We start from the raw sequence: 24878 nt of genomic DNA on the forward strand, positions 1-24878 counted from the left end.
TTGGCAAAAATTAACAGACGTTATACATCTGAGGCACTCTCTACTAATATCTTATGCCAACAGGCTGAAACAACCCAATTTCGTTCATAACATATGACGCTAAATTTTTACAGCGTGTAAATCCTACAATTTATCAATTTATTTATTTCATTGAAGCCAAAAATCTGTATAATTTGATTCTAATTGGAGTAAAATTCAGAGTTAAGATGACAAAATTGGGCTAAATTGTGGTTGAAGCTACAAAAAATTGACAACATACCTAACAAAAACAGTGTTTCCAGCCTCGGTTCTTCACCTAGACAATGGTTTGACTTTTATTCATCAGGAGATTCCTACTACCCCTGTAGTGGTATCTGATGTTTGGGTTCGTGCTGGAGCCACTTTAGAGCCTGAACCTTGGTTCGGAATGGCTCACTTTTTAGAACACATGATTTTTAAAGGTACAGCCACCTTACCTCCTGGGGAGTTTGATTATAACATCGAAAAGATGGGTGGTGTGAGTAATGCGGCGACAAGTCATGATTATGCCCATTACTCGCTGACTACAGCCACCTCTTACTTAGCGGATACCTTACCACACTTAGGTGAACTTCTACTAAATGCGGCTATTCCTGACAATGAATTTGTGCGCGAACGGGATGTAGTTCTAGAAGAAATTCGCTCTTGTGCTGATGATCCTGATTGGATAGGATTTGAATCGCTGCTCAAAAACGTCTATCAAGATCATCCTTATGGACGTTCTGTGTTAGGTACTGAGCCAGAATTGATGCAGCATTCACCAGAAGCAATGCGCTGTTTTCATCGTTCTCACTACCAACCGGAAAATATGACGGTGGTAATTGTGGGGGGAATTGCTCAAGAACCAGCTTGGGAACTTGTAAATCGCAACTTTTCAGATTTTAGTGGTGGCTCTAATTGTCCCCCATCTCAGAAAATAATACAACCAGTAATTACAGGAATTCGCCGTCAAGAGTTGATTTTACCAAGGCTAGAGCAAGCTAGGTTAATGATGGCGTGGGTAGCACCTGGGGTAGAACAACTCCGTACAAATCATGGTTTAGAATTTCTTTCGGTGTTACTGGCAGAAGGAAGAACTTCCCGCTTGGTTCATGATTTACGGGAAGAAAAGCAATTGGTACAAGCAATTTGCAGTAATTTTTCTCTGCAACGGGAATCAAGTTTATTCACAATTACTGCTTGGTTAGAACCTGAATATTTAGAGCGTGTGGAGTCTTTAATTTGTAACCATTTGTATGACTTGCAAAGTATAGGTATTAGTGAACAAGAAGTTAACCGCACCTGTAGATCATTGTGTAATGAATATGCTTTTTCTACAGAAGCGCCTAATCAGCTTTCTTCACTCTATGGTTATTACAATACCATTGCCAAAGCTGAATTAGCTGTTACTTATCCCCAGACAATTCAGTCCTTTGATGCTCAAGAACTACAACAATTAGCACGGCAGTACCTTTCACTACAAAATTACGCAGTTACTGTTATTAAACCCTATTAGTCATTAATCACTTAGTCATGAGTTAAAAGCTTGTGACTTTTGATTATTGACCATTAACCATCAACCTTTTGACTAAAGAATGCAAACTATAAATAATTCTAACTCTTCTATCCATCGCACCGTATTACCCAACGGCATTGTTGTCTTGGTGGCAGAAAATCAAGCTGCGGATATTATTGCCGGACGAATTTTTGTGCGTGCTGGTAGTTGTTACGAAAGCAGAGAGCAGTCTGGGTTAGCACATTTGCTATCAGCGGTGATGACTAAGGGTTGTGATGGTTTATCTAGTTTAGAAATTGCCGAAAAAGTCGAGTCTGTAGGGGCAAGTTTAAGTACAGATGCGGGTACGGATTATTTTTTACTATCTTTAAAGACGGTGAGTGCGGATTTTGCAGAAATTTTAGCATTATCGGGGTTGTTATTGCGATCGCCCACATTTCCCGAAACCCAAGTCGAACTAGAACGCCGATTAGCATTACAAGATATTCGCTCCCAAAAAGAACAACCCTTTAGCCTCGCTTTTGAGCAAATCCGGCAAGCAATGTACCAAGAGCATCCATATTCCATGTCAGTTTTGGGACATGAAACAACTCTCAATAGTATCACCCGTGCAGACTTGGTACAGTTTCACCAAACTCACTTTCGTCCAGATAATGTGGTAATTAGTATTGCTGGACGGATTACACCCTCAGCAGCTCTAGAGTTAGTCACAGCAGTCTTTGGTGATTGGCTGCCTCCAGCGCAACCACGCCATATACTTGACTTACCGGGAATTTCTGTCACACCAAAATCTTGCCTTAAACCCTTAAATACACAGCAATCAATCGTCATGTTAGGTTATATGGGGCCATCAGTGAGCGCTCCCGGATATGCTGCCCTCAAATTACTGTCTACCTACCTGGGAAATGGTCTTTCTAGCCGCTTGTTTGTGGAATTACGGGAAAAGCGGGGTTTAGCCTACGAAGTCTCTGCCATTTACTCCACACGCCTCTTTCCAGCCTCATTTATCGTTTATATGGGGACTGCACCCGAAAATACAGGTGTTGCCCTCCAAGGACTACGCCAAGAAGTAGAACTACTCTGCACGACTGAACTCACCGCAGATGCGCTGCAAACAGCTAAAAATAAAATACTCGGTCAGTACGCATTGGGTAAGCAAACTAACGGACAAATAGCTCAAATATATGGCTGGTATGAAATTCTCGGCTTAGGAATAGCATTTGACCAAGAATTTGCCGAAATGATCAACAAAGTCAGTGCTAAGTTAGCGATGACAGCGGCTAAACAGTATTTACAGGAACCATATTTGTCTTTAGTAGGTCAAGAAGAGGCAATTAAATCAGTTATTTAGCGGGCTATGGGAAATGTCATCATGTTCTAGAGCGATCGCATAGCTGTAAGATCAACAACAGAATATTGCACGTAAATTTTATGAACGGCAGTCTGACAACAAGTGTCTCTAAATACTTGAAACCAAATCATTTGTATTACTTGTTTTTGTGTACCGCAATACCTGTACTAATTGGCTCCTCTGCTATAAGAGCGATCGCATACACAAAGCGTGTACCTTATCCTCAGCGCCCCGTAGGAATCGCCGCACCAGCAAAAATTGCCCAATTAAGCACAAACACTATTAACCGTCCCACCCTCAAACTTGGTAGCCAAGGTGAACGTGTTTCTGAACTTCAAGCAGCACTCAGACTTTTAGGCTTTTACACAGGTGCAATAGATGGCATTTATCAAGCAGGGACAGCCAGTTCTGTTTCCCAGTTTAAGCAAGCCGCTGGCTTAAATCCAGATGGAGTAGTCGATGCTATCACCTGGCAAAAACTTTTTCCTAACGTATCAAACGTTACTGCCAATGTCCCCTTAGCCCCTACCCAACCCACCTCAGTCAATAGTTTTGCAGTTCCTACCCAATCCTATAGAATCCCCAAAATTAATAACACAACTGTACAGAAACCGATTTCACCAAAACAAAACACAACCATCCGCAATAAGCCCAACACACCCTTTCAGCCCACTCCCAACAAACAGCAAAATCCTAACATTCAATACACCGCAGAAGGATGGCCGATTTTGCGATTAGGTAATAGCGGTTCAGAAGTAGTAAAGTTGCAAAAACTACTCCAAAACCTGGGATTTTTGAAAGGTCGTATAGATGGAGACTTTGGTGTCACAACTGAAGCAGCAGTCAAAGCCGCTCAAACCCGCTATGGGTTACAACCAGATGGCATAGCTGGTGGTGCTACCTGGGAAGCTTTCGTGCGACGATTGCCCCAATAACCTGAGACTGAATCGAGAAAATCATTTAAACACAAATGAAATCGCTCCATTCTTTCCCCGTTCCCCATTACCTCCCCTAACTAGATAAGTTATTCTCCACAACTACTTAGAGCTTGATGAATAAATGCGAAACCTTTACAGGTAAAGGATGTGAGGAGATTTTAAATTGAAAAAGTGCAAGATATTTGACGATTAGTGCTTTAAAACCTTGCACTTTGGATGAAAACTCAAACTTACCAACCATCTAAAACTGTTCCCTAGCCTCCACAGATCACTTTTATGCCTAATGGCACGCTACGCAGTAAGCGAAGCTATGCCCGCAGGGCTTTACAGCAAACCCTACTTAACATTGATATGAAAAACTTTTTATTCACTTGGCTTGGTACTGCGGTAGCATTATTAATCACCGCTAGAATTGTGCCTGGATTCATTATCAAAACTTTTGTAGCTGCCCTGCTTGCAGCTATAGTTATCGGTTTAGTGAATGCCATTATCCGCCCAATTTTAGGTTTGTTAGCATTCCCCATCACCCTAATCACATTTGGTTTATTTACATTTGTCATCAACGCTTTAACTCTTTGGCTGGCAAGCGCTATCACTCCAGGTTCCGGCTTCGAGATTCAGGGTTTTGTACCTGCTTTTCTCGGTTCTATAGTACTTTCCATAGTTTCTAGTCTCATCAACTATTTTCTCAGAGTAGTTGATTGAATCGCTAATGTAGAGCCGATAATCCTCACAAACGTCTCTACAATATTTATTTAGCAAAACTTTTTTATATAAAATTAGTATAAATCTAGGACTTACGCATTGATAAAATCTATCAAATATGAATTATGAATTATGAATTTTATCTCTTGTAGGGTGCGTCAGACCCGATAATTTAACCCACATTCCGCAGATGTGACTCAGATTATTGATATTTTTGAAAAATTCCAGCCAGGAAAATTTTATCTACCTAATTTTTCTGGTGGGATTTAACGTGACGTGAGTTCGACATAAGATAATTTGTGGAAAACTCACCCCCGCTAGGAGTCTCGAACCCTTATTCTATCGCCCTTAAAAATCATAACTCCGTTCGCGTAGCGTCTCCATTCGGCGAAGCCGTGCCGTAGGCATAGGAGAAACTCCGAACTCCGAACTCAGGTTGCCTTATTTTTTAGGTGCAATCTTTTCCATTGGGATAAGTACTTCCATCACAGCCTTGACAATTGGTGCTGCTACAGTTCCGCCATAGGCATTTGCTCCTTTTGGCTCATCAACTATTGCTACAACTACATACCGGGGGGCTTCTGCTGGCAAAATACCCACGAAACTGGTAATTCTTGCTCCCGGAATATATCCACCATTGGGACTGGCTTTTTGGGCTGTACCAGTTTTACCTGCGATGCTGTAGCCGTTGATTTTTGATGCTTTACCTGTGCCTATAGAAACAACTGTTTCCATCATGTCTACTACTTTTTGGGCAGTTGTGGGAGAAAAAATTTGGCGTGGTGTGGGGAGAGTGGGGGAATAATGCATTTTGCCTTGGGTATCAATTAGCCCTCGGACTATATGCGGTGTTACCAATTTACCACCATTAGCTAAAGCACCATGCATTTGTACTAGCTGCAATGGAGTCAGAGAGAAGCCTTGACCAAAAGAAGTAGTTGCTGGTTCTATAGTTGAGGACAAAAATTCCTCTTGACTTTTGAGCCGACCACCGACTTCAAAGGGCAGATCCGTATCAACTTTTTGTCCTAGTCCTAGACGTTCCAGCCAATTGTAGTATATTGTGGGGCGCATTCTTTGAATGATTTTGACCATGCCCACATTACTAGAATGCTGAAGAATTTGAGCAATATTAATTTGTCGAGGGGCATTTTTTTCAGCATTTTTGATAATACGATCAGCTACCTTCATAGTTCCTGGGTCGCTGAAGACATCATCTGGCTTAATGACACCATTTTCTAGTGCGATCGCTACATTCAAAGGTTTGAACGTTGAACCCGGTTCATAAAGATCTGCTACAATCCAGTTTTTGAATAGGGAAATATTGGCTTTAGAATATTGATTCGCATCATAAGTAGGCTGAGAAACTAAAGCTAGTAAAGAACCATCCATAGCATCCATGACAATGACTGCCCCGCGTTTAGCTTGGAACTTGTCTATCTGTTCTTTAAGCGCAGTCCGGGCAGCACGTTGTAAACGGCTATCAATAGTTAGTTGCAATTTTAAGTCATCAAAATGTAGAAATCCCTCAGGTGCGTGATCTGGCATTAAGGCCCCGTTACCTGCCCGACTGAGACGTATAGTTTGCACAGAACGTTCCAACAACTTCTCTTGACTGTATTCCACTCCTGCCTGACCGCGACGGTCAAGATTAACATAGCCCACCACATTAGCTACTAAATCACCCTGTGGGTAAAACCGGGAGTATTTTTCAATCAACTCCAAGCCATTCAACCGAAATGAAAATATGCGATCGGCAATATTTTCAGCCACCGAATTGGATAGCAGAATACCACTTTTTCTACTTTTAAATATTTTTACTAAATTGTCAGCATCTTTACCCAATACAGGAGCAATTTGCTTGGCTATCTCTTCATTAGATTTATCAAATAGTTTGGGATGGGCATACAAAGTATAAACAGGGCGGTCAATGGCCAATATATTATCATTGCGATCGACCACTGAACGACGGGGCATAAAAGGACGCAAATTTACCATTTGCTGACTTCTAGCCTTTTCAGTCAGCTTTGATCCCTGAAGAATTTGCAACCGATACAAATTCAAAGCCAGCCCTATCCCACCAGCAATTAGCACACCCCAAGCTATCAAAAGTCGAGACCTAAGATTTGGGACTTGGGCTTGAGTTTTAGGAGTATCATTCCCTGGGAAAACTTGCCTAAAAAACTTTCGCTGCCTTGTGAATTCCAAATTTTGCAAATTTCTGAATTTTGTTCTGCTTGGCGATTTCTGCATTGGGATTGTCCTTTGTCAGTTGTTTGTTGTTATGACCAATGACCAATGACTAATGACCAATGACCAATGATTGTTGATATTAATATCCCATAGGTGATTTTGTTTGGGGCTGTGTTTCTGTATTCGGGACTGTAGTAGAGGATTGGGAGTTAGGGCTATTAGATGTTGGTGGCAAGAAAATTGTCCCTCCAGGACTTGGTGATACAAAACCTGCTGCTGCTTGTTCTGCCTCTTCAGCCATTTTGCTGGTTAGAGTTGCATTGGTTGTAGTCAATTGACGTTCGTTACGTTGTAGACTTTGCAGCGTGCGATAAGCTTGACTCCAAAGCTCTTGAGAATATACTGTCCAACCATAAACCATAAGTGTAGCTGCCACAAACAAAAATGCCGCTGCTGAAGAATAACGATAGACAGAGTGTAAGCGTAACAACCAAATAGGTGCAGCCCCAGCAGTATGCATCATAGGCAAACGAGATTGTCCATGAATATTGGAAACTGCTTTTTTGCCATCGTCTTTCTTCAAAGAGAGCATGGTTGCCTCATTTGTGGTAGAAACTGATAAATTTCTGGAGGAATTACGTTTTCTTCTGGGGCGTACTACTGTGAGTTCATTCGTCTCTGTAGAGGTGCTGTCCTTATTTGTGTCCAGACTCCTAGAAGGTCGCTGTCTTGGGGGCAGAGCAGAATTTCGCTTGAACCAAGTATTTTTTGTAGAAACAGCTGATTTACGGGCAGCAACCATAATTTTCTTGAATGATAAACATTGTATTTGAACTTGAGCGCTTGTTATTGCTAGGGTTAAAACCCTCTATTTAGCAATCTCCACAGATAAAACCTTTCCAGATTTTCCTCGGTGACTCCACCACAATTTACATTCATCAGGTAGTGTAATGCTCACCTGGGTAGACTGACTTATCAGGTATTACATACATCTAAGATTATGGCAATGTAGAGCATTCTGCGGCAATAGCTGACCACAAAGCTCGTTAGCTTAGAAAATAGGGGTTAAAAAAAATCAACAAATAAGCTATCTTATTGAACAGGTGCAAGATTTCTATTGCCCTTTATTTGGTGAAAGAGGAGTTATGAAAACAAAAATCTTTGGTTTGGCTCTCATGTTAAGTCTGGCTACAGTTCTTGGTGCTTGCGAAAGTAGTACGCCACCTGCTGGTACTACTAGTACTCCTGCTGCTACAACAGGTGGAGAACCATCTGATACTGGTTCTACTCCTGCAACTAGCCCCGCAGCTACCCCTGCAACTAGCCCCGCAGCTACCCCTGCAACTAGCCCCGCAGCTACTCCCACTACGACTCCCTAATTCATTTTAGATAGCGCTCCTCACCACATCGCTATCACTAAAACAATTCTGAGTAATGAGTGCTGAGTCAAAAACAAAATTATTCGACTCAGTATCAAATTGGTCTGTAGCCCCTGGCTTTGGGTCTGTAACAAGAAAAAAGATTTATTTCGAGCCGAGAGTGGACGAGAAATAATGTGTTTTTACTTAAAGATCCCCAATCCCCGCGTTTCGCTATAGGGTGACTCAGCAGCACGGGCTAAACGCCCCGCTACCGCTAACAGCACTTTGACTTTGGAGTAAGCGACAAAATAAATGATCCTGTCTTGTCATGCTGAGTGTAGCAAAGCGAAAAGAAGAATCTCGGAAAATTCTTCACTTCGTTTCCTATGGCTAACGCCACACTATGCCTACGGCACACTACGTGAACGTGAACAGAATGACATTGGACATTTCTTTTTGTGGAGTTCTCTTGCTATAGCAGCAACTTTAGGACACGAGAAAAAGCGGTTTCTACCGCCTCTCAGTGTCCATCTATAAATTTAAGCTGGAAAAAATATCACTTTATCAATCAGCAGCTTTATGTTGCTAATGCAATTTAGTACATCTCACTATTGTCGCAAAGCTCGCCTAGCGCTGGGTTACAAACGAATTAGTTATCAGGTAGAAAACCTGACACCTGGCTTGCATATCCTGAAACTGAAGCCGCTAACGGGTTTAACTACTATGCCTGTGTTGTTGCCCCAAATTCAGGGACAACCGCAAGCGATCGCAGACTCTACCCAAATAGTAAAATTTTTAGAATCTTATCAGCCAGAACCTTCACTATTTTTAACCAACCATGAACAGCAAACTGAAGCTTTGATGCTTGAAGATTGGTTAGATGAAAGTATTGGTACAGCCACAAGGTTTGTGTATTATCACTTTCGTGCTGGTGATGGTAAACAAATTGACCCGTCTCTATTCAGTCAAATGGTGATTGGTGTGGTAAGAAAACAGTATGGTATTAACGATGCTACTGTAGAATTAGCTACCAATAGGTTAGCCATTGCTCTGGCGGAATTATCTATCCGCTGGCAAAAAAGCGAATTTCTGGTGGGTAAAAGCTTAAGCGTCGCAGATATTACCGCAGCTGCATTGCTGAGTCCTTTAGCCCTTATTCCTCAGTACCGTCAGGAATATCCTTGGTTATTTGAGCGGATTGTGCAGATTCATCAATTGTGTGGAGAGCAACTGCCACCAGGACTACTTTGATACCGTTTTACCTTCAGGTTGATACAAATAGAGCGCAAGGGTGCAGGGGGAAAAAATTAAAAACAAATGATTTTATCAAGCTTCTCGTGAAATGGTCTGAGATGTCAAAATGGGTGGGGAAATAGGGGGGAGAGGAGAGTGAAAAAGATAAAAGCCATACTATTTACGATTTTGTGTTTTAGCACTAGTGTTTTAGTGATGGTAAGTAGCTATTGGGGGAAAACTGGGATAGGCTACGCCGCGCCGGAGGCGATCGCAGGAAGCGCAGTGCCACATATCGCATCATTACCGCCACCAGAGGATACACCAGAGGAAATATTGCGAACAGAAATTATTACCGAAGCGCGATCGCCCATTGATGGTAAGCGTCTAACAGCATCCGAATATGCAGAATTACAAACGCAACTGCAAACAAGTCCACCACCAAAGCTCGATGGCAAAATTAGAGACCAAATATTCCTCCTCCAGTTACGAAAAGCATTATTACAGCTTTTCCCGTTTTTAGATATTTAGGCAAGGAGCCAGTCAGTACAGAGGGATGAGTAACGAATAATGAGAATGAGTAGGAACGAGAGTCAATCACTCGGTACTCGGTACTCGGTACTCAGCAATTACCAATTACCCAATCAAGATACATTCTGATGTAGGATAACCGTGACGACAAAAGTGCAAATAAATGTAAAGAATATATATAGATCTTAAAAAAGTAGATTTAGTTAATCACATTATTTTACGTAGGTAGCTTCATGTCCATGACCACGATCGCCCCTGAACAGGTTAATCGCATCGTTTGGAATCAGCATCACGATCCCTTTGAAATACTTGGTTCTCATCCCATAGAGCAAAATGGTAAGACTGTCTGGGCTGTGCGAGCTTACCTACCAAATGCCAGTGCAGCATGGGTAATAGTTCCTGAACAACGGCAGGAATACCCTATGCACAGTGTGCATGATCCCCATTTTTTTGAATGCATCATTGAAACCGCAGAACTAACAAACTACCAGTTACGGATCAAAGAAGGGGAGCATGAGCGCGTTACTTACGACCCCTATGCCTTCCGTTCAGTCAATCTCACTGAATTTGACTTGCATTTATTTGGTGAAGGAAACCATCACCGAATTTATGAAAAACTGGGGGCGCACCTCACCACTGTAGATGGAGTCAAGGGAGTTTATTTTGCGGTTTGGGCCCCCAACGCTCGCAACGTGTCCTTATTAGGAGATTTTAACCTTTGGGATGGACGCAAACACCAAATGCGTAAAGGCCACACCGGGATTTGGGAACTATTTATTCCTGAACTAGGAGTAGGAGAGCATTACAAATATGAAATCAAAAATTTTGAAGGACATATTTACGAAAAATCTGACCCCTACGGTTTCCAACAAGAACCACGCCCTAAAACAGCATCAATTGTCACAGACCTAAATACATACACATGGACTGATGAAGATTGGATGGAAGTGCGGCGTAACACTGACCCCCTCACTCAACCAGTTTCCGTCTATGAAGTCCATCTAGGTTCTTGGTTACACGCTGCTAGTGACGAACCAGCCAAAAGACCAAATGGGGAAACTCAAGCGATCGTTCCCGTATCAGAACTAAATCCTGGCGCACGCTTTCTTACCTATCGGGAATTAGCAGACCGACTCATTCCCTACGTCAAAGAACTAGGATACACCCATCTAGAATTACTACCAATTGCCGAGCATCCTTTCGACGGTTCCTGGGGTTATCAAGTCACTGGTTACTTTGCTCCCACTTCTCGTTTTGGTAGTCCTGAAGATTTCATGTATTTTGTTGACCAATGTCATAAAAATGGCATCGGTGTAATTGTCGATTGGGTTCCTGGACACTTCCCTAAAGATGGACATGGTTTAGCCTTCTTTGATGGTAGTCACCTGTACGAACACGCTGACCCCCGCAAAGGAGAACATAAAGAATGGGGAACACTAGTATTCAACTATAATCGCCACGAAGTTCGTAATTTCTTGGTAGCCAACGCCCTATTCTGGTTTGATAAGTACCACATTGACGGAATTCGCGTTGATGCTGTTGCTTCCATGCTCTACAACGACTATTGCCGCGAACCAGGAGAATGGCTACCCAACCAGTATGGCGGTAGAGAAAACCTAGAAGCCGCTGATTTTCTCCGTCAAGTAAATCACACCATCTTTAGCTATTTTCCCGGTGTTCTTTCCATTGCTGAAGAATCAACATCTTGGCCAATGGTATCTTGGCCGACTTACACAGGTGGACTCGGCTTTAACCTAAAGTGGAACATGGGTTGGATGCACGATATGCTGGATTATTTCAGCATGGACCCTTGGTTCCGCCAATTCCATCAAAACAACATCACCTTTAGTATGTGGTATAACCACAGCGAGAACTTCATGCTCGCCTTGTCCCATGATGAAGTGGTACATGGTAAGAGCAATATCATCGGTAAAATGCCGGGTGATACATGGCAAAAACTCGCCAATGTGCGTTGTTTGTTTAGTTATATGTTCGCTCACCCAGGCAAGAAAACCATGTTTATGAGCATGGAGTTTGGCCAGTGGAGTGAGTGGAATGTGTGGGCTGATTTGGAATGGCATTTATTCCAGCATGAACCACACCAACAGTTAAAAGACTTTTTCCAGGCTCTTAACCACCTTTACCGTTCTGAACCAGCTTTATACACCCAGGATTTTGCCGAACCAGGGTTCGAGTGGATTGACTGTAGCGACAACCGTCATAGTGTCGTTTCCTTTGTCCGTCGTGAAAAGGATTCTGATAACTTCGTGATTGTGGTTTGTAACTTTACACCCCAACCCCATTCTCACTATCGCATTGGTGTACCCGAAAAGGGATTTTATACCGAGATGTTTAACAGTGATGCTCGTCAGTATGGCGGCAGCAATATGGGCAATTTAGGCGGTAAGTGGACTGATGATTGGTCTTTACACAATCGTCCTTATTCGTTGGATTTGTGTTTACCACCCTTGGGCGTGTTGATGCTTAAGCTGGATAAGCAGAAGATGGCTGAACTTATGTCATAACAGTTTAATTTATCCACATAAATGAGGATTTTGTAGGGGTACAGCATTGCTGTACCCTTATTTTTATGCTCAGAATTCAGGATATTGGATAGATCAGGGAACAAGAAATGGTCAGACGCTACATTTTAAATTGTATCCGGATCGATATTTAATTCTCGCAATTTTGCGGCTAAACGTTCGGCTTTTATAGCTTCTTGTTCTGCCCTTTTAGCTTGGATTTCTGCTTTTCTAGTTTCATTTTCTGCTCTTTTAGCTTCTTGTTCTGCGCTTTCTTCTGGTGTGGGTAATAGCTTTCCTTCTGCTGTGAAATACCGCAATAAACCACCATAAATTCCTAAATATAACCCTAGCTGTTGACTCCATAAATGTCCTTTTTCATTTGCTGCTAGAGGTTGATATTTTCCATCTACTAAATGAAAACCTGCAAATTCTAATGTATAAGGATCAAACCAAAAATAATCCGGTGTACGGAAAGTATTTTGATAAAGTTCTTTTTTATATTCTTTATCTGTATTAGCCGTAGTTGGTGAGAGAATTTCTAAAATTACATTGGGATATTTACCATCTTCTTCCCAAACTACCCAACTTTTACGGGTTTTGCGTTCAGTTCCCAACACAACAAAGAAATCTGGACCCCGGAAATATTCTGATTTTTTTTGGTTAGGACTATAGTAAATAGTGAGGTTTCCCGCAGCATAGAAATCATTTCTGTCTTTCCACAACCATTCTAGACATTTGAAAAGTAGGATTATTTGTCGTAGATGCAGTTCTGTTTCCACTTGAGGTTCGTCACTATATAAATCACCTGGAGGAAAAATTACATCTTGGGAGATGTTTTGTTTAAATTCTAATTCTTGAGCAATGATCATAAGATTGATATGGCATCAAGTAGTTATTTATTGATTCTAGCATTTATTGTCTGATAGCGTAGCCATATCAGACATTTTCATTATTTTCCAGACTCCAGTTGAGTAACCCGCTTGGCTAATTCATTAACTTGTTGCTTTACTTCAACCACTAAAATTGATAATTTATCAAACATTTTATCCCGTTCTGACTGTGACAAATTTCTTCTAGAATTCTGAGGTTTTGGAGGATTAAGAGTTGTTCTAGAAGATGGAAGTTGACGATTTTGACTGAGTGATAACTCAATTTGGTTCAAACGTAACTCTAACCGTCGTAAGTCAGACTCTAAGTTATTTACACGGAAATCCACTTGTTGTGATGAAGCAGAATTTAATAAAATTCCACTCCAAATTATGATCACTAAAGTTCCAGAAAACAATAATTTTTTCAGCATTTTATTGACTGATTCTCTAACAGTTATTTGTCTGGCTTTAAGCTGGAAAATATTTGATTCCAGTTAATAGAGTTAGCATTATTTTCTCCCTGTTTTACCTCAAAAGTCAGATTACGGGCTTTTGGTTGTTGTAGAGATTGAATACAAATTTCAGCAACATCATCACGGCTAATTTTACCTCTGATATTATCACCTTGCTCAAATATTAATTCTTTCCCTCCTGTTGCTTCTGTTAAAGCACAAGGTCTAATAATTGTGTAAGGAATTCCACTCGCTCTTAAACTATCTTCCCCTCTTAATTTCCAAGTTAAAATTCCTCCTAATTGGTCATTTAATCTCACCGCTGGTGGTTCTTCATCTAAATTAATTCCTGGTCTTCCAGGACGAGTTACACCAGCAGAACTAATAAAAACAAATTGAGGTAAACTTTCACCACCAAAAGCTTTGATTGATTCTATTTCTAAGGCAAAATTACCAGGATTAAATTTAGGATTTAAAGCTCCATCATATTCAAATTTGCTCAACATTAGTTGCAATGAACAAACTTTACTAGAATCAATTGGTGGACAATCTTGAACAGATTTCGCTCTAAATACAGGTGTTAAATCTGCAAAAGGGATGCTAACATCTATCCATGTATTAGCTACAGTATCAAAAGCATAACTGTAACCTACACCATCCCATGTGGATTCTGTTCTTAAAAAGATTTTATATCGCTGTCCATCACCTTTGAGACGCAATTTTACGCCTGTATAACCTGATAAATCAATTGGGGGTGAAAAATTCTTAGTTCTGACAGAAGCAAATCCTCCAGAATTAGCTGTGGAAACATTACCAGCAAATAAGGCTGTTTTTTCTAATATTTGAAAATTACTTGCACTCACACCACCCATTACCACATCATCCAATGCACCCCAGATATTTTTTAATTCTTCAGAGGGTTGAGTAAAATCAAATATCGCTTTTTCACCTGTGTTTGGTAGATATTTTGCTGCTGCTTCTACTAAATTTTTTACACCTTTATATTCAACATTTTCTGGTGTATCACCAACAATTTCTGGTAGATAAAATTTCACACCTTGATTATATTTAGCTCTATCTGCTGTGTCTCCCTCTACAGGTTGGACACGCACTGCTGTACAACAAATAACAGCTTGAATATTATTCATAACTAAGCTGTTTAGGGTTTCAGATTTGGTGATGTCCCCAGCTACTAAATCAACATCATTACCGACAATTAATCGTGCTTTTTCAATATCTCTGACTAAACAGCGGACTTTATAACCCTGTGCTGACAATATTTTTACAACTCGCTTACCAACTCCACCAGTTGCACCTGCTACTAGAATTACACTCATTTTACTTCCCTCATTTGGTTGATTTTGATTGTCTTGAGGATGACTTTTAAATAACTTTTCTACCCAGTTCAAGACAGGAAATACCTCAAAGTAGGTGAGGGTTTTGATGAATCTGCATAAGTCCCATTGAGAACGATTTTTTTCAGTCACGATTATTTCTACTACTCTACTGTGCTTTAATTGTATCAATTTTAAGTTTTACATTGGCATCAATTATAATTTTTTTTTGAACTAACCGCAGAGGCGCAGAGAAGCCAGTGCGTTGGGGAAACAGCAGCGTGGGCGGGTTTCCCGACTTGAGGCGACTGTCGTCGGATTTCCCGACTTGTAGCAACTGGTACGACACAGAGGTAATTAAGGAAGTTGATGATAAATTATTTATGATTAGCATGAAAGATAAGGTATCGGATTTCTATTATAATTAGGTAAGATAAGTGCAACTGTATTTTATTTATGAGCCAATTTGAAAAAGTTCAAACTGAATATGAGAAATTTCCTCAAGGATTTTCCAGCATAATTATTAGTACAGTCAATGAAAAGGGTATTCCTAATGCAAGTTATACTCCTTTTGTGATGGATGAATCTAAAAATATCTACATTTATGTGAGTGGCTTGGCTAGTCACACTACTAATATTCATGCTCACCCTCATGTTGGTGTTTTATTTATTGAAGATGAAGCTAAAACTGCTAATATTTTTGCTCGTCGTCGTTTGAGTTTTGACTGTACAGCGACTTTAATTACAAGGGAAACTGAAAAATGGAATCAAATTGTTGAACAATTTCAAGACAGTTTTGGAGAAATTATTGAAATGTTACGCAGTTTACCTGATTTTAGAATTTTTCAACTCACTCCAACTGCGGGACGTTTTGTAATTGGGTTTGGTGCAGCTTACAATATTAATGGTGATAATCTCAATCAACTTGTACAAATTACTAAAGATAATATTTCCTAATTCATAATTATATATGCTGAAATTTCAACCCCCTGGTTTTGGTCATAAGGTTATTAATACATCCTTGGGTTCAATGGTATATTATACCCAAATTAGTGAACCTTGGGATATTTCTCAAATTCAAGAATTACCACCATTATTATTTTTACACAATTTTGGTGGTGGTGCTTCTGCTTATGAATGGTCTAAAGTCTATCCAGCATTTGCAAATAAATATCGCATTTTAGCACCAGATTTAATTGGTTGGGGAGAATCTGATCATCCTGCAAGAGATTACCAAATTCAAGATTATTTGACGACTATTAGTGAGTTTATTAATCAAACTTGTAGTCAACCTGTAACAGCGGTAGCTTCTTCTTTAACTGCTGCATTTGCTATTCGTTTAGCTATTTCTGAACCTGATTTATTTAAAGATTTGTTTTTAGTTTCTCCTTCTGGGTTTGATGATTTTGGTCAAGGTGCGGGAAGAAAATTACCACTTTCGGTGATTAATATGCCTTTTGTGGATAATCTAATTTATGGTTTAGGTGCGGAGAATGAAGTTGCTGTTAGTAATTTTTTAAGAAGTTTTCTGTTTGCTAAACCAGAACTTGTTACTCAAGAAATGGTAGAGGCTTATTTGACATCTGCACAAAAGCCTAATGCTAAGTTTTCGGCTTTGGCATTTTTACGGGGTGATCTTTATTTTGATTTGAGTTTATATATTCAGCAATTGAGAATACCTACTGTATTTTTTTGGGGTGAAGAGGCACAATTTACTAATATCAAATTAGGACGGAGGTTAGCAAGTTTAAATAAAGGTGTGATTAGAGATTTTCAAGGAATCGCTAATACCGGTATATTACCACATTTAGAAACGCCAGAAGTTGTGATTGGTTTATTATATAAGCACCTTTAGATATTTATTTTATAATTTTAACAGGTTTTAGGCAAATACAATTTAGTTAAAATTCAGAAAAATAAAATTACATAGATTTTATTGATGTGATAAAACCAAACATTTGCGAGATTTTGTGGGGTTGCGCTGTCGCTTAACCTAACCTACAATTTTCTAAAAATATAGTTTAGGCAATTAGAAATGACAATAAATATCAATCAAACTGTTACTTATGAGGGTGGTTGTCACTGTGGTGCAGTTCGCTTTCGGGTGATGGTTGATAAATATAAAGTTGATGATTGTAATTGTTCAATTTGTAGAAAAAAAGGATTTTTACATTTAATTGTTCCTAAAGATAAGTTTACTTTGCGGCAAGGAGAGAATGTTTTAACAAGTTATCAATTTAATACTGGAGTTGCAAAACATAAATTTTGTAATATTTGTGGAATTCATTCTTTTTATATTCCCCGCAGTCATCCTGATTGTATTGATGTGAATGTCAGGTGTTTAGATGGAGATGTGATTGGTGATTTTGAAGTTGTACCTTTTGATGGTGCAAATTGGGAGGATAATATTCATAAGTTAATTGAGAGTTAGAATAAGACTTACGCAAAATGTGCTTGAAAATCTTATTCTTTTATAGGGGTAATTCATGAATTACCCCTACCTTGGTTCTGTTTTGCGTAAGTCCTGTAAAATCTTCCTTGTCTACGTTCCCTCCTTGTCTTCCCAGTCCTGCCTTCACAGATCATATTAAAAACCTACCCTTGTGAGGGAAGACCCCGCCCCTACAGATGATTCTGCTGATCTAAATAAATTGGAAATAGACTCTATTGATTTAGATTAGTTGCTATTTCCAAATCTAGCCTAACAACTCTATGTTAGAAAAGATAAATTCTTGAACTGAAATGTTACCTTCTGTTTCAGTGCGAATTTCCCGACGATTTAAAATGGAATACTCACCAACTTTTTCATATTCGTCAGTGAAGAAACTTCTTCCACCTTTTTGTGCGCCGGTTTGGGGGTCATGATATACAGAGTCATAGGTGTGAGACAGATAACCTGCACCTGTATCATGACTGCTGAAAGTGTCAATGGTTACGTAAGTTCCATGAATTAAACGATGAACGTGGCAAACTTCATTATTACGAATTTTGTATTTGTCACCTTCGGCTTTACCACCCATTAAAATTTCTATTGCACCGGTTTCATCAGTTTTCCCATAGCTAAAGGTATTTGCGCCGTGGGTATCTGCAAAGGCTCGACGAACACGGTGAATAGCGATTTCCCAAGCTTGTCCGTGAATTGCTTTTTTTGCGGCTTCGTCTTCTACGTCTAAAACTTCTGCTTTGAGATTAGCGTCAATTTTAACTTTTCCAGTCAATACTTGCCCGTCATACTTATAAGTGATATCTGCGGTATAACCAGGGAAATTTTGATCCCAGGTGTAGCGGTTTTCATAGGCAGCCTGGAAAAATTCTTGGGCTGAAATTTGAGTAACTGTCATGTGTTTATTGGTGATTAATAGAGTTTTATGGCTGTTGGTATTAGCATAGAGGTAATTATCGAGGTTCGTATAGTCCCCAAGTGGGTACTCTTATGGCTAAAACTCTCCATGCCATTTTTCAAGCGATCGCTAATATCCAGAATGAGCAAGAATTAAAATTAGCTCTCATGGATGCTATTGGCGACCATTTTGGCGTGCAACATTGGGGTATTTATTTCTTAGATGACTATTCTACAACCGACATAGACCTGCCAGAAATGCCCGCAGCCTGTTTAGAAAGCAATCCCGTAGGGCGTTATGTGGTGGAACGTCACGCCCCAGCCCATGAGCAATTAATCTTATCTCCTGGGGATTGGAAGCGTTTTTGCTCACGTCATGATCATGTGATGACTGGGCCAATAGTTTGTGATGGTCGTTTGGTAGGGACGTTAAATTTTGCCCGTGACCAAGGAAGTCCGCCTTTTAATGGTAGCGATTTAGCTGATTTAAGTGCTGTTTGTATTCATTTATCAACTAAACTGGCTACCCTACGGGCGAAACCAAAACCATTATTGTCTGCTGTCAGTTGTCCCTTGACAGCCAGGGAGTTAGAAATTGCGGAATTAGTCGCTCAAGGTTTAACCAATGGTGAAATTGCGGCTAAACTTTGGATTACCCAAAATTCTGTTAAACAAGCTTTGAAAAGAATGTTCCGCAAACTTGGGGTATCAGCACGGGCGGAAATGGTGGCAAAATTGCAAGATAGACTGGTTTCACCTTAACCTCCTATTCCTCCGACCACCAGCCATTTCCTTTCTTTGAGAATGCTATGCAGTAAACGCAGCAATGCCAGTAAGACTTTACGGAACACTCTGCAAACGGTTATGGTGAGGGTCTCCTGGGAGGTTAAGATAAAATTGTTGATTAAGGATTACAGATAATGCAAGTTCTAAAAAGATCCATTAAACCAGAAACTTATATATGTTTTCTCCACATTTATCCAACTACTTGGGGGACTGCTGGTGATATTTGTTTAGTCCGTGAATCTGTAGCTAATTCCAGTGCATCAAAATTTGTAGGTCACAAGATGCGATTAGCCCTCCCAAAAGGGTTGGAACGCGATTCTTTGGTGGGTGTGCCGGTAATCAAAGTTGCAGGTCATGTAGGTGAGGGACATCCTAAAGATAAGCAGTCTGAATGGGAAGCTTATGTAGGTGTAGATAGAGAACTAGCGATCGCAGTTATGAAACCTTGGGGCTTTAAATTAATTGAACCCACAAATTAACCCCTCTTGATGAAAAAGAGGGGTTTTGTCAAGGTTTTGAACGGGGTTAAGCTGGATAAATTCTTAACCGCCGATTTGGTTCTTCCCCAAAACTGTCTGACTTGAGCCGATAATGTTCTACCAACTCATGTTGCATTTTCCTAACTTGAGAAGAACGAGGTAATAACTCGACTGGCTGACCTTTGGGGATCACAATTTGCTCAACAGCAAGTCTTGCTTCTTCCAAAGCGTCCATCTCATCATCGCCGCCCCGATGCAGTAACAATTGTAATTCTCGGTCATCGCCCATTTCTGGATCATCAATGTTCAGCAATCGACGTAAACCGCGAGTAATTTGAGGAATGGTGCTGGACTTGATGACATGAATTGGGACATGACGAGCCTTGGCCATCTGCCTTAATTTAGCGTGATTTTTGACGTGCGATCGCAATGCCAAAATAGCATCAGCATTATCTATATCTTTTGTCAAAATCACAGGTAAACTTAGCACACTAATCACCTGTTCCAATTGGTGACGACTCACTCCATAGGGGTAAATATGTAATGGCAAATCTTCCCCATTTGGCCCTGCTTGCTTAGTAGAACTACTAAAATCAATACTTTCAGAATAATTGAAAGATTCATCTAACAAGCGGTCAAATTCACTGCGTCCTGTCACCCGTTCACGTTCCAGAGACAAAGGTGGTAAAGCAACCATTTGACCAGAAGAACGCCAGCCATTAGCCTGCTTCATCGCTGGGAAAGATTCTTCCTCACTAGGTAAACTACCCCCACGACCATTAACCACAGATAACTGTCTGCTAATTGCCACTTTGCCCTTTTCATCCACAGTTCGCGTTTGCGGGTTAGGTTGACGACCCCTTAATAAAGTATCTACAGTATCAGCTACAGTTTCGTGAACTACCCAGCGCTGTCTCTCCAACATTTCCACAGCAATCTCAAAAGTGGGAGGGGCTTTGCGTTCCAAAACAGTCTTTTGAGAACCCCGCCTTCTCGCTTCGTCATCTCCTAGCGTCACCGCTTGAATACCCCCAACCAAATCACAAAGGGTAGGGTTTTTGATCAGGTTTTCGATTTGGTTTCCGTGAGCAGTTCCTACCAATTGCACCCCCCTTTCGGCAATGGTACGAGCTGCTAAAGCTTCCAATTCCGTGCCAATTTCATCAATGACAATGACTTCTGGCATATGGTTTTCCACCGCCTCAATCATCACCTGATGTTGTAATTCTGGTTTAGTAACTTGCATTCGTCTAGCACGACCGATGGCCGGGTGGGCAATATCACCATCTCCAGCGATTTCATTGGAGGTGTCAATAATTACTACTCGTTTATTGAAATCATCCGCCAAAACACGGGCAATTTCCCTTAAAGCAGTAGTTTTCCCCACACCTGGACGACCCAGCATGAGAATTGACTTACCAGTTTCTACCAAATCGCGGATCATGCCAATTGTGCCGAATACTGCCCGACCGACACGACAAGTCAAGCCAATAATCTTACCAGTGCGGTTACGGATAGCACTGATTCGATGTAAAGTTTGCTCAATTCCTGCCCGATTATCTCCGCCAAAGGTTCCTACTCTTTGAATGCAATCATCTATCTGTGCTTGAGTAATGGCTGTTTCGCTCAGATATTCAGCTTCATGGGGAAACCGAGCTTCTGGACGACGACCTAGATCCAAGACCACTTCAACTAAACTATCTCGTTTGGGATGATTCTCTAGTACTTGTCGCAAGTCCTGGGGCAAAATGTCTAATAACTTTTGGAGATCTTCTGTAATCGTCATGCTTTCTATGGTGACTGACGTTTTTAGAGATAACGAGGACACTTTGATGCAGGGGTTGCCCAGTAATTTTAGATTTTAGATTTTAGATTTTAGATTTTAGATTAAAAAAATTTGGTACACGCCCCGTCCTCTATTGACAGAAAAATCGTCAATCCAAAATTCAAAATCTTCAAGCTCTACACTTGAGGGTGGAGTCAATCCAAAATCGTCAATCCAAAATCCAAAATCGAGTACCCCTGTTGAAGAAAATGTCCAGAATGAGCGATTAGCGTGACCGCTGTGACTTGAGTTGGGAAACGAGAGTATGGGCAAGCTCTACAGCCTGCCAGAGTAATTCCGGTTCTTCTTCCAGGCGGATAGAGGTCTTAATACTAGTGTTACTCACCTCCTTATTTTCTAACTTTTCAAGAATGGGTGACAGCAATACACGAGCGTAGCTACCATAAGCAACCCCGGCAATTTTGGATTTTGGATTTTGAATTTTAGATTGTGAATTGGCGTTTTCTAATCCAAAATCTAAAATCGGCAATCCAAAATCGTTCAACAGTCCCAGTTCCTGCAACTTAGGAACGGTGTAACTATTTGTGCCTCCTGCTAACTGCACATATCCCGGTAGGTTTGCTGCCAAAACTTTTTGCCCTAATTTTACTGCGGCTATGGTGGTTCCATGTCCAATATCACCACTCATAGAGCGCCCGTCTGTTTGCCAAATTACAACTTGGGGACGGGGGGACATAAGATTATAAATTGCTTGGAGGTAATCAATTAATCCCTCACCATCGTTACAACTGATGGCTATTACCTTTAAATTAACTGCCCAGGGTGTGGCAATTGCTGCCCACAAACGCTGGAATTCTTCCAAACGCCCTATTTGTGTATGAATTTCTATGGCATCTATTCCCGTTGACATGATCAATGGTGCGATCGCTCCCGGCGTTGACACATATGATGCTGTATCAATCATCTCATAAGGACAGGCTGGAATGCAACGACCACAGCCATAACATTTTTGAGCCACAATTCCTGAATAGCTATTTTTTAAATCGTTAAACACAATCGCTTGTGCAGGACAAATTTTTTCACAGGGTCTAGGGCAATCTGTCGGACAATTACTAGAATTAAACTCTGCTTTTCTAAAATGAGGGTCTTCTCCATCATTTAGGCTGACCATTAGCAATGGTAAATTCCCTTCAAAGCCAAAGCCCCGCTTCTGGGCATCCCTAACCAGATCCTTAGCTGCTTGTAACCCTGCCTGGGCAGCGGCAATCACCGCCGGATCAGCTGCCACATCTATGCAGTCAGCGCCCGCCAAAGTATAGGCTAATGTTAAACTTCTGACCGCAGGTAAATGTTGGAAACTGGCTCCACAAATTAACTTGAACCAGTGACCCTGTTGTAGGGATTGTAAAGGGGCTAACATATCAGTCACATTTCTATTATGCTTTTATCTGCATGAAAATTACGACCGTAATCAATAAAAAATCATAATTTCCTAAAGACACAAAAAAACAGTTTGCCCTGTTGTCAAGACAAACTGTATCAAAAATCAAAATTTATCAAACAGAATACAGGAGTCAGGAGTCAGAATTTAAGAAGGAATTCCACAAGACTGGCAAATAGCTCCTGGGTTTTTACTCAGTACTCAGTACTCGGTACTTAGAACATACCCATGCCGCCCATGCCACCCATGCCACCCATGCCACCCATACCGCCCATACCGCCCATACCACCCATGCCACCCATATCAGGGGCAGCAGCAGCAGCAGGTTCAGGTTTCTCAACAATGATAGCTTCGGTTGTTAAGACCATTCCCGCAATAGAAGCGGCGTTTTGCAAAGCAGAACGGACAACTTTGGCAGGATCAATGATACCTGCGGCAATTAGATCTTCAAATATTCCAGTAGCAGCGTTGTAGCCGATGTTAATATCTGTTTCCTTGACTTTAGAAACAATTACAGTACCTTCAACACCAGCATTATCTGCAATTTGCCGTAGGGGAGCTTCTAAGGCTCTTTGGACAATTTCTGCCCCAATTCTTTCTTCAGGGTCGAGGGTGTTCTTAATTGCATCTACTTTCAAAGACAGATGAATCAAGGTTGTACCACCACCGGGAACAATGCCTTCTTCAACTGCGGCTTTGGTGGCATTGAGTGCATCTTCAATCCGTAGTTTACGGTCTTTGAGTTCGGTTTCTGTAGCTGCACCGACTTTAATGACTGCCACACCACCAGCTAGTTTAGCAATGCGTTCTTGTAGTTTTTCGGTGTCGTAGTCGGAATCAGTTTCTTCCAACTGTTTACGAATTTGAGCAATCCGCTTTTGCACCTCTGGCTTGATGTCACTGCCAGCTACAATTGTTGTATTTTCTTTGTCAATGGTGATTTTGCGGGCAGTTCCCAGCATTTCCAAAGTAGCGGTATCTAAGCTTAAACCGATTTCCTCAGAAATCATCTGTCCATCGGTGAGGATCGCGATATCTTGTAACAAGGCTTTACGGCGTTCACCAAATCCCGGTGCTTTGATGGCGGCAACTGCCAATACACCCCGCGCTTTATTGACTACTAAAGTCGCTAAAGCATCGCCATCCACATCTTCGGCAATGATCAGCAAAGGTTGACCTAACCGGGCAACTTTTTCTAAGACAGGTACTAACTCCTGAATACTGCTGATTTTTTTGTCAGTAATTAAGATGCGGGCGTTTTCAAATTCTACCGTCATCCGGTCGTTGTTGGTGATGAAGTATGGAGAAATATAACCCCGGTCAATTTGCATCCCTTCCACTACTTCTAATTCGGTGGTCAGAGATTTAGATTCTTCAACGGTGATTACACCATCTTTGGTGACTTTTTCCATAGCTTCAGCCAGCATACTGCCAACTTCTTCGTCGTTACCAGCCGAAACGGTAGCTACTTGAGCGATCGCACTTCCTTCTACTGGTTTGGCAATTTTTGCAATTTCTTGCACGAGTGCCTCAACGGTTTTATCAATTCCCCGTTTCAAGCTAATAGGGTTAGTACCTGCGGCAACGTTCTTGAGTCCTTCTCGAACTAAAGCTTGTGCTAGAACCGTAGCAGTAGTAGTTCCATCCCCAGCCACATCCTTGGTTTTGGATGCTACTTCTTGGATTAGTCTAGCTCCAGTGTTTTCCAAAGGATCTTCTAATTCAATTTCCTTGGCAACAGTGATACCATCGTTGACAATTTGAGGTATACCAAATTTTTTTTCTAAAAGGACGTTGCGACCTTTTGGCCCCAAGGTGATTTTCACCGCATCAGCCAAAGCGTTAATACCCTTTTCCAAGGCCCGCCGTGATTCTTCATCAAATGCAATAATTTTCGCCATGTTTAATTTCTCTAGCGCTTCCATTAGACAATTTAGCACTCACAGGCAAAGAGTGCTAAGTCCCTTAGCCACTCAAATTAAGAAATTCTAATAAAAAATTGATTAATATTACAATTGATGCTGATTTTCAATACTAGCAG

At 40.9% G+C, this 24878-nt stretch carries 23 protein-coding genes; 13 read left to right on the plus strand and 10 right to left on the minus strand.

What is annotated here, in order from left to right:
* The first annotated feature begins 271 nt into the window (after window positions 1-271).
* The 4 genes from AC012T_RS02615 (at window position 272) to AC012T_RS02630 (ending at window position 4507) form a co-directional block, all read left to right on the plus strand.
* Window positions 272-1513, plus strand: a complete 1242-nt coding sequence (locus AC012T_RS02615; RefSeq protein WP_487062817.1) for a M16 family metallopeptidase — start codon at window positions 272-274, stop codon at window positions 1511-1513.
* Window positions 1514-1592: 79 nt separating this feature from the next.
* Window positions 1593-2864, plus strand: a complete 1272-nt coding sequence (locus AC012T_RS02620) for a M16 family metallopeptidase (RefSeq protein ID WP_487062819.1) — start codon at window positions 1593-1595, stop codon at window positions 2862-2864.
* 80 nt (window positions 2865-2944) lie between these two features.
* On the plus strand, window positions 2945-3799 hold the full coding sequence (locus AC012T_RS02625; protein ID WP_487062821.1) for a peptidoglycan-binding domain-containing protein: 855 nt from the start codon (window positions 2945-2947) through the stop codon (window positions 3797-3799).
* Window positions 3800-4153: 354 nt separating this feature from the next.
* On the plus strand, window positions 4154-4507 hold the full coding sequence (locus AC012T_RS02630) for a phage holin family protein (protein WP_487066420.1): 354 nt from the start codon (window positions 4154-4156) through the stop codon (window positions 4505-4507).
* 441 nt (window positions 4508-4948) lie between these two features.
* On the opposite strand, the gene AC012T_RS02635 is transcribed toward AC012T_RS02630, so the two are convergent.
* Window positions 4949-6760, minus strand: a complete 1812-nt coding sequence (locus tag AC012T_RS02635; RefSeq protein ID WP_487062823.1) for a peptidoglycan D,D-transpeptidase FtsI family protein — start codon at window positions 6758-6760, stop codon at window positions 4949-4951.
* Between the two features lie 79 nt (window positions 6761-6839).
* Window positions 6840-7502: a hypothetical protein gene (locus AC012T_RS02640; RefSeq protein ID WP_487062825.1), complete on the minus strand. Its 663-nt coding sequence runs from the start codon at window positions 7500-7502 to the stop codon at window positions 6840-6842.
* 343 nt (window positions 7503-7845) lie between these two features.
* On the opposite strand from AC012T_RS02640, the gene AC012T_RS02645 reads away from it, so the two are divergent.
* The 4 genes from AC012T_RS02645 to glgB all read left to right on the plus strand — a co-directional run bounded on the left by AC012T_RS02645 (window position 7846) and on the right by glgB (window position 12350).
* Window positions 7846-8079: a hypothetical protein gene (locus tag AC012T_RS02645; RefSeq protein ID WP_487062827.1), complete on the plus strand. Its 234-nt coding sequence runs from the start codon at window positions 7846-7848 to the stop codon at window positions 8077-8079.
* A gap of 561 nt (window positions 8080-8640) precedes the next feature.
* Window positions 8641-9312: a glutathione S-transferase family protein gene (locus AC012T_RS02650; RefSeq protein ID WP_487062829.1), complete on the plus strand. Its 672-nt coding sequence runs from the start codon at window positions 8641-8643 to the stop codon at window positions 9310-9312.
* Between the two features lie 138 nt (window positions 9313-9450).
* Window positions 9451-9825 carry a hypothetical protein gene (locus AC012T_RS02655; RefSeq protein WP_487062831.1) on the plus strand — a complete coding sequence of 125 codons (375 nt, stop codon included), beginning with the start codon at window positions 9451-9453 and terminating at the stop codon, window positions 9823-9825.
* 233 nt (window positions 9826-10058) lie between these two features.
* Window positions 10059-12350: a 1,4-alpha-glucan branching enzyme gene (gene glgB / locus AC012T_RS02660; RefSeq protein WP_487062833.1), complete on the plus strand. Its 2292-nt coding sequence runs from the start codon at window positions 10059-10061 to the stop codon at window positions 12348-12350.
* A 125-nt stretch (window positions 12351-12475) separates the two neighbouring features.
* Here glgB and AC012T_RS02665 read toward each other — a convergent pair whose 3' ends face one another.
* From AC012T_RS02665 to AC012T_RS02680, 4 genes are all read right to left on the minus strand, one after another.
* Window positions 12476-13219 (minus strand): Uma2 family endonuclease, encoded by a 744-nt coding sequence (locus AC012T_RS02665; RefSeq protein WP_487062835.1) that lies wholly within the window; start codon window positions 13217-13219, stop codon window positions 12476-12478.
* An 80-nt stretch (window positions 13220-13299) separates the two neighbouring features.
* Entirely contained in the window at window positions 13300-13650 is a 351-nt protein-coding gene (locus tag AC012T_RS02670; protein WP_487062837.1) for a hypothetical protein, read from the minus strand.
* Window positions 13651-13673: 23 nt separating this feature from the next.
* Complete coding sequence (locus AC012T_RS02675) at window positions 13674-15158, minus strand: CIA30 family protein (RefSeq protein WP_487062839.1); 1485 nt, start codon at window positions 15156-15158, stop codon at window positions 13674-13676.
* A 16-nt stretch (window positions 15159-15174) separates the two neighbouring features.
* A complete protein-coding gene (locus AC012T_RS02680) occupies window positions 15175-15399 on the minus strand; it encodes a hypothetical protein (protein WP_487062841.1) in 225 nt (74 codons plus the stop codon).
* Window positions 15400-15461: 62 nt separating this feature from the next.
* Here AC012T_RS02680 and AC012T_RS02685 point away from each other — a divergent pair, with 62 nt between their 5' ends.
* From AC012T_RS02685 to AC012T_RS02695, 3 genes are all read left to right on the plus strand, one after another.
* Window positions 15462-15962, plus strand: a complete 501-nt coding sequence (locus AC012T_RS02685; RefSeq protein WP_487062843.1) for a HugZ family pyridoxamine 5'-phosphate oxidase — start codon at window positions 15462-15464, stop codon at window positions 15960-15962.
* 13 nt (window positions 15963-15975) lie between these two features.
* Window positions 15976-16860, plus strand: coding sequence for an alpha/beta fold hydrolase (locus tag AC012T_RS02690; protein ID WP_487062845.1), 885 nt, complete (start codon window positions 15976-15978; stop codon window positions 16858-16860).
* Window positions 16861-17040: 180 nt separating this feature from the next.
* Window positions 17041-17436, plus strand: coding sequence for a GFA family protein (locus AC012T_RS02695; RefSeq protein WP_487062847.1), 396 nt, complete (start codon window positions 17041-17043; stop codon window positions 17434-17436).
* A 265-nt stretch (window positions 17437-17701) separates the two neighbouring features.
* Here the strand turns inward: AC012T_RS02695 and AC012T_RS02700 are convergent, their stop codons facing one another.
* On the minus strand, window positions 17702-18346 hold the full coding sequence (locus AC012T_RS02700; RefSeq protein ID WP_487062849.1) for a DUF3386 domain-containing protein: 645 nt from the start codon (window positions 18344-18346) through the stop codon (window positions 17702-17704).
* 92 nt (window positions 18347-18438) lie between these two features.
* On the opposite strand from AC012T_RS02700, the gene AC012T_RS02705 reads away from it, so the two are divergent.
* Both AC012T_RS02705 and AC012T_RS02710 read left to right on the plus strand, forming a co-directional pair.
* Window positions 18439-19107 carry a helix-turn-helix transcriptional regulator gene (locus AC012T_RS02705; protein WP_487062851.1) on the plus strand — a complete coding sequence of 223 codons (669 nt, stop codon included), beginning with the start codon at window positions 18439-18441 and terminating at the stop codon, window positions 19105-19107.
* Between the two features lie 158 nt (window positions 19108-19265).
* Window positions 19266-19610, plus strand: coding sequence for a hypothetical protein (locus AC012T_RS02710; protein WP_487062853.1), 345 nt, complete (start codon window positions 19266-19268; stop codon window positions 19608-19610).
* A 46-nt stretch (window positions 19611-19656) separates the two neighbouring features.
* Here AC012T_RS02710 and AC012T_RS02715 read toward each other — a convergent pair whose 3' ends face one another.
* The 3 genes from AC012T_RS02715 to groL all read right to left on the minus strand — a co-directional run bounded on the left by AC012T_RS02715 (window position 19657) and on the right by groL (window position 24738).
* Window positions 19657-21396 (minus strand): R3H domain-containing nucleic acid-binding protein, encoded by a 1740-nt coding sequence (locus AC012T_RS02715; protein ID WP_487062855.1) that lies wholly within the window; start codon window positions 21394-21396, stop codon window positions 19657-19659.
* Window positions 21397-21661: 265 nt separating this feature from the next.
* On the minus strand, window positions 21662-22825 hold the full coding sequence (ldpA, locus tag AC012T_RS02720; protein WP_487062857.1) for a circadian clock protein LdpA: 1164 nt from the start codon (window positions 22823-22825) through the stop codon (window positions 21662-21664).
* Window positions 22826-23052: 227 nt separating this feature from the next.
* Complete coding sequence (gene groL / locus AC012T_RS02725; RefSeq protein ID WP_487062859.1) at window positions 23053-24738, minus strand: chaperonin GroEL; 1686 nt, start codon at window positions 24736-24738, stop codon at window positions 23053-23055.
* Window positions 24739-24878: the final 140 nt, after the last annotated feature.

This window comes from Anabaena sp. EIM26, from assembly GCF_057568715.1.

Excerpts from the sequence above, each read along its gene's own strand:
- AC012T_RS02620 (WP_487062819.1), top strand. The coding sequence starts at position 1,593 with ATGCAAACTATAAATAATTCTAACTCTTCTATCCATCGCACCGTATTA.
- AC012T_RS02625 (WP_487062821.1), top strand. The coding sequence starts at position 2,945 with ATGAACGGCAGTCTGACAACAAGTGTCTCTAAATACTTGAAACCAAAT.
- AC012T_RS02630 (WP_487066420.1), top strand. The coding sequence starts at position 4,154 with ATGAAAAACTTTTTATTCACTTGGCTTGGTACTGCGGTAGCATTATTA.
- AC012T_RS02635 (WP_487062823.1), bottom strand. The coding sequence starts at position 6,760 with ATGCAGAAATCGCCAAGCAGAACAAAATTCAGAAATTTGCAAAATTTG.
- AC012T_RS02640 (WP_487062825.1), bottom strand. The coding sequence starts at position 7,502 with ATGGTTGCTGCCCGTAAATCAGCTGTTTCTACAAAAAATACTTGGTTC.
- AC012T_RS02645 (WP_487062827.1), top strand. The coding sequence starts at position 7,846 with ATGAAAACAAAAATCTTTGGTTTGGCTCTCATGTTAAGTCTGGCTACA.
- AC012T_RS02650 (WP_487062829.1), top strand. The coding sequence starts at position 8,641 with ATGTTGCTAATGCAATTTAGTACATCTCACTATTGTCGCAAAGCTCGC.
- glgB (WP_487062833.1), top strand. The coding sequence starts at position 10,059 with ATGTCCATGACCACGATCGCCCCTGAACAGGTTAATCGCATCGTTTGG.
- AC012T_RS02665 (WP_487062835.1), bottom strand. The coding sequence starts at position 13,219 with ATGATCATTGCTCAAGAATTAGAATTTAAACAAAACATCTCCCAAGAT.
- AC012T_RS02670 (WP_487062837.1), bottom strand. The coding sequence starts at position 13,650 with ATGCTGAAAAAATTATTGTTTTCTGGAACTTTAGTGATCATAATTTGG.
- AC012T_RS02680 (WP_487062841.1), bottom strand. The coding sequence starts at position 15,399 with ATGCTAATCATAAATAATTTATCATCAACTTCCTTAATTACCTCTGTG.
- AC012T_RS02685 (WP_487062843.1), top strand. The coding sequence starts at position 15,462 with ATGAGCCAATTTGAAAAAGTTCAAACTGAATATGAGAAATTTCCTCAA.
- AC012T_RS02690 (WP_487062845.1), top strand. The coding sequence starts at position 15,976 with ATGCTGAAATTTCAACCCCCTGGTTTTGGTCATAAGGTTATTAATACA.
- AC012T_RS02695 (WP_487062847.1), top strand. The coding sequence starts at position 17,041 with ATGACAATAAATATCAATCAAACTGTTACTTATGAGGGTGGTTGTCAC.
- AC012T_RS02700 (WP_487062849.1), bottom strand. The coding sequence starts at position 18,346 with ATGACAGTTACTCAAATTTCAGCCCAAGAATTTTTCCAGGCTGCCTAT.
- AC012T_RS02705 (WP_487062851.1), top strand. The coding sequence starts at position 18,439 with ATGGCTAAAACTCTCCATGCCATTTTTCAAGCGATCGCTAATATCCAG.
- AC012T_RS02710 (WP_487062853.1), top strand. The coding sequence starts at position 19,266 with ATGCAAGTTCTAAAAAGATCCATTAAACCAGAAACTTATATATGTTTT.
- AC012T_RS02715 (WP_487062855.1), bottom strand. The coding sequence starts at position 21,396 with ATGACGATTACAGAAGATCTCCAAAAGTTATTAGACATTTTGCCCCAG.
- groL (WP_487062859.1), bottom strand. The coding sequence starts at position 24,738 with ATGGCGAAAATTATTGCATTTGATGAAGAATCACGGCGGGCCTTGGAA.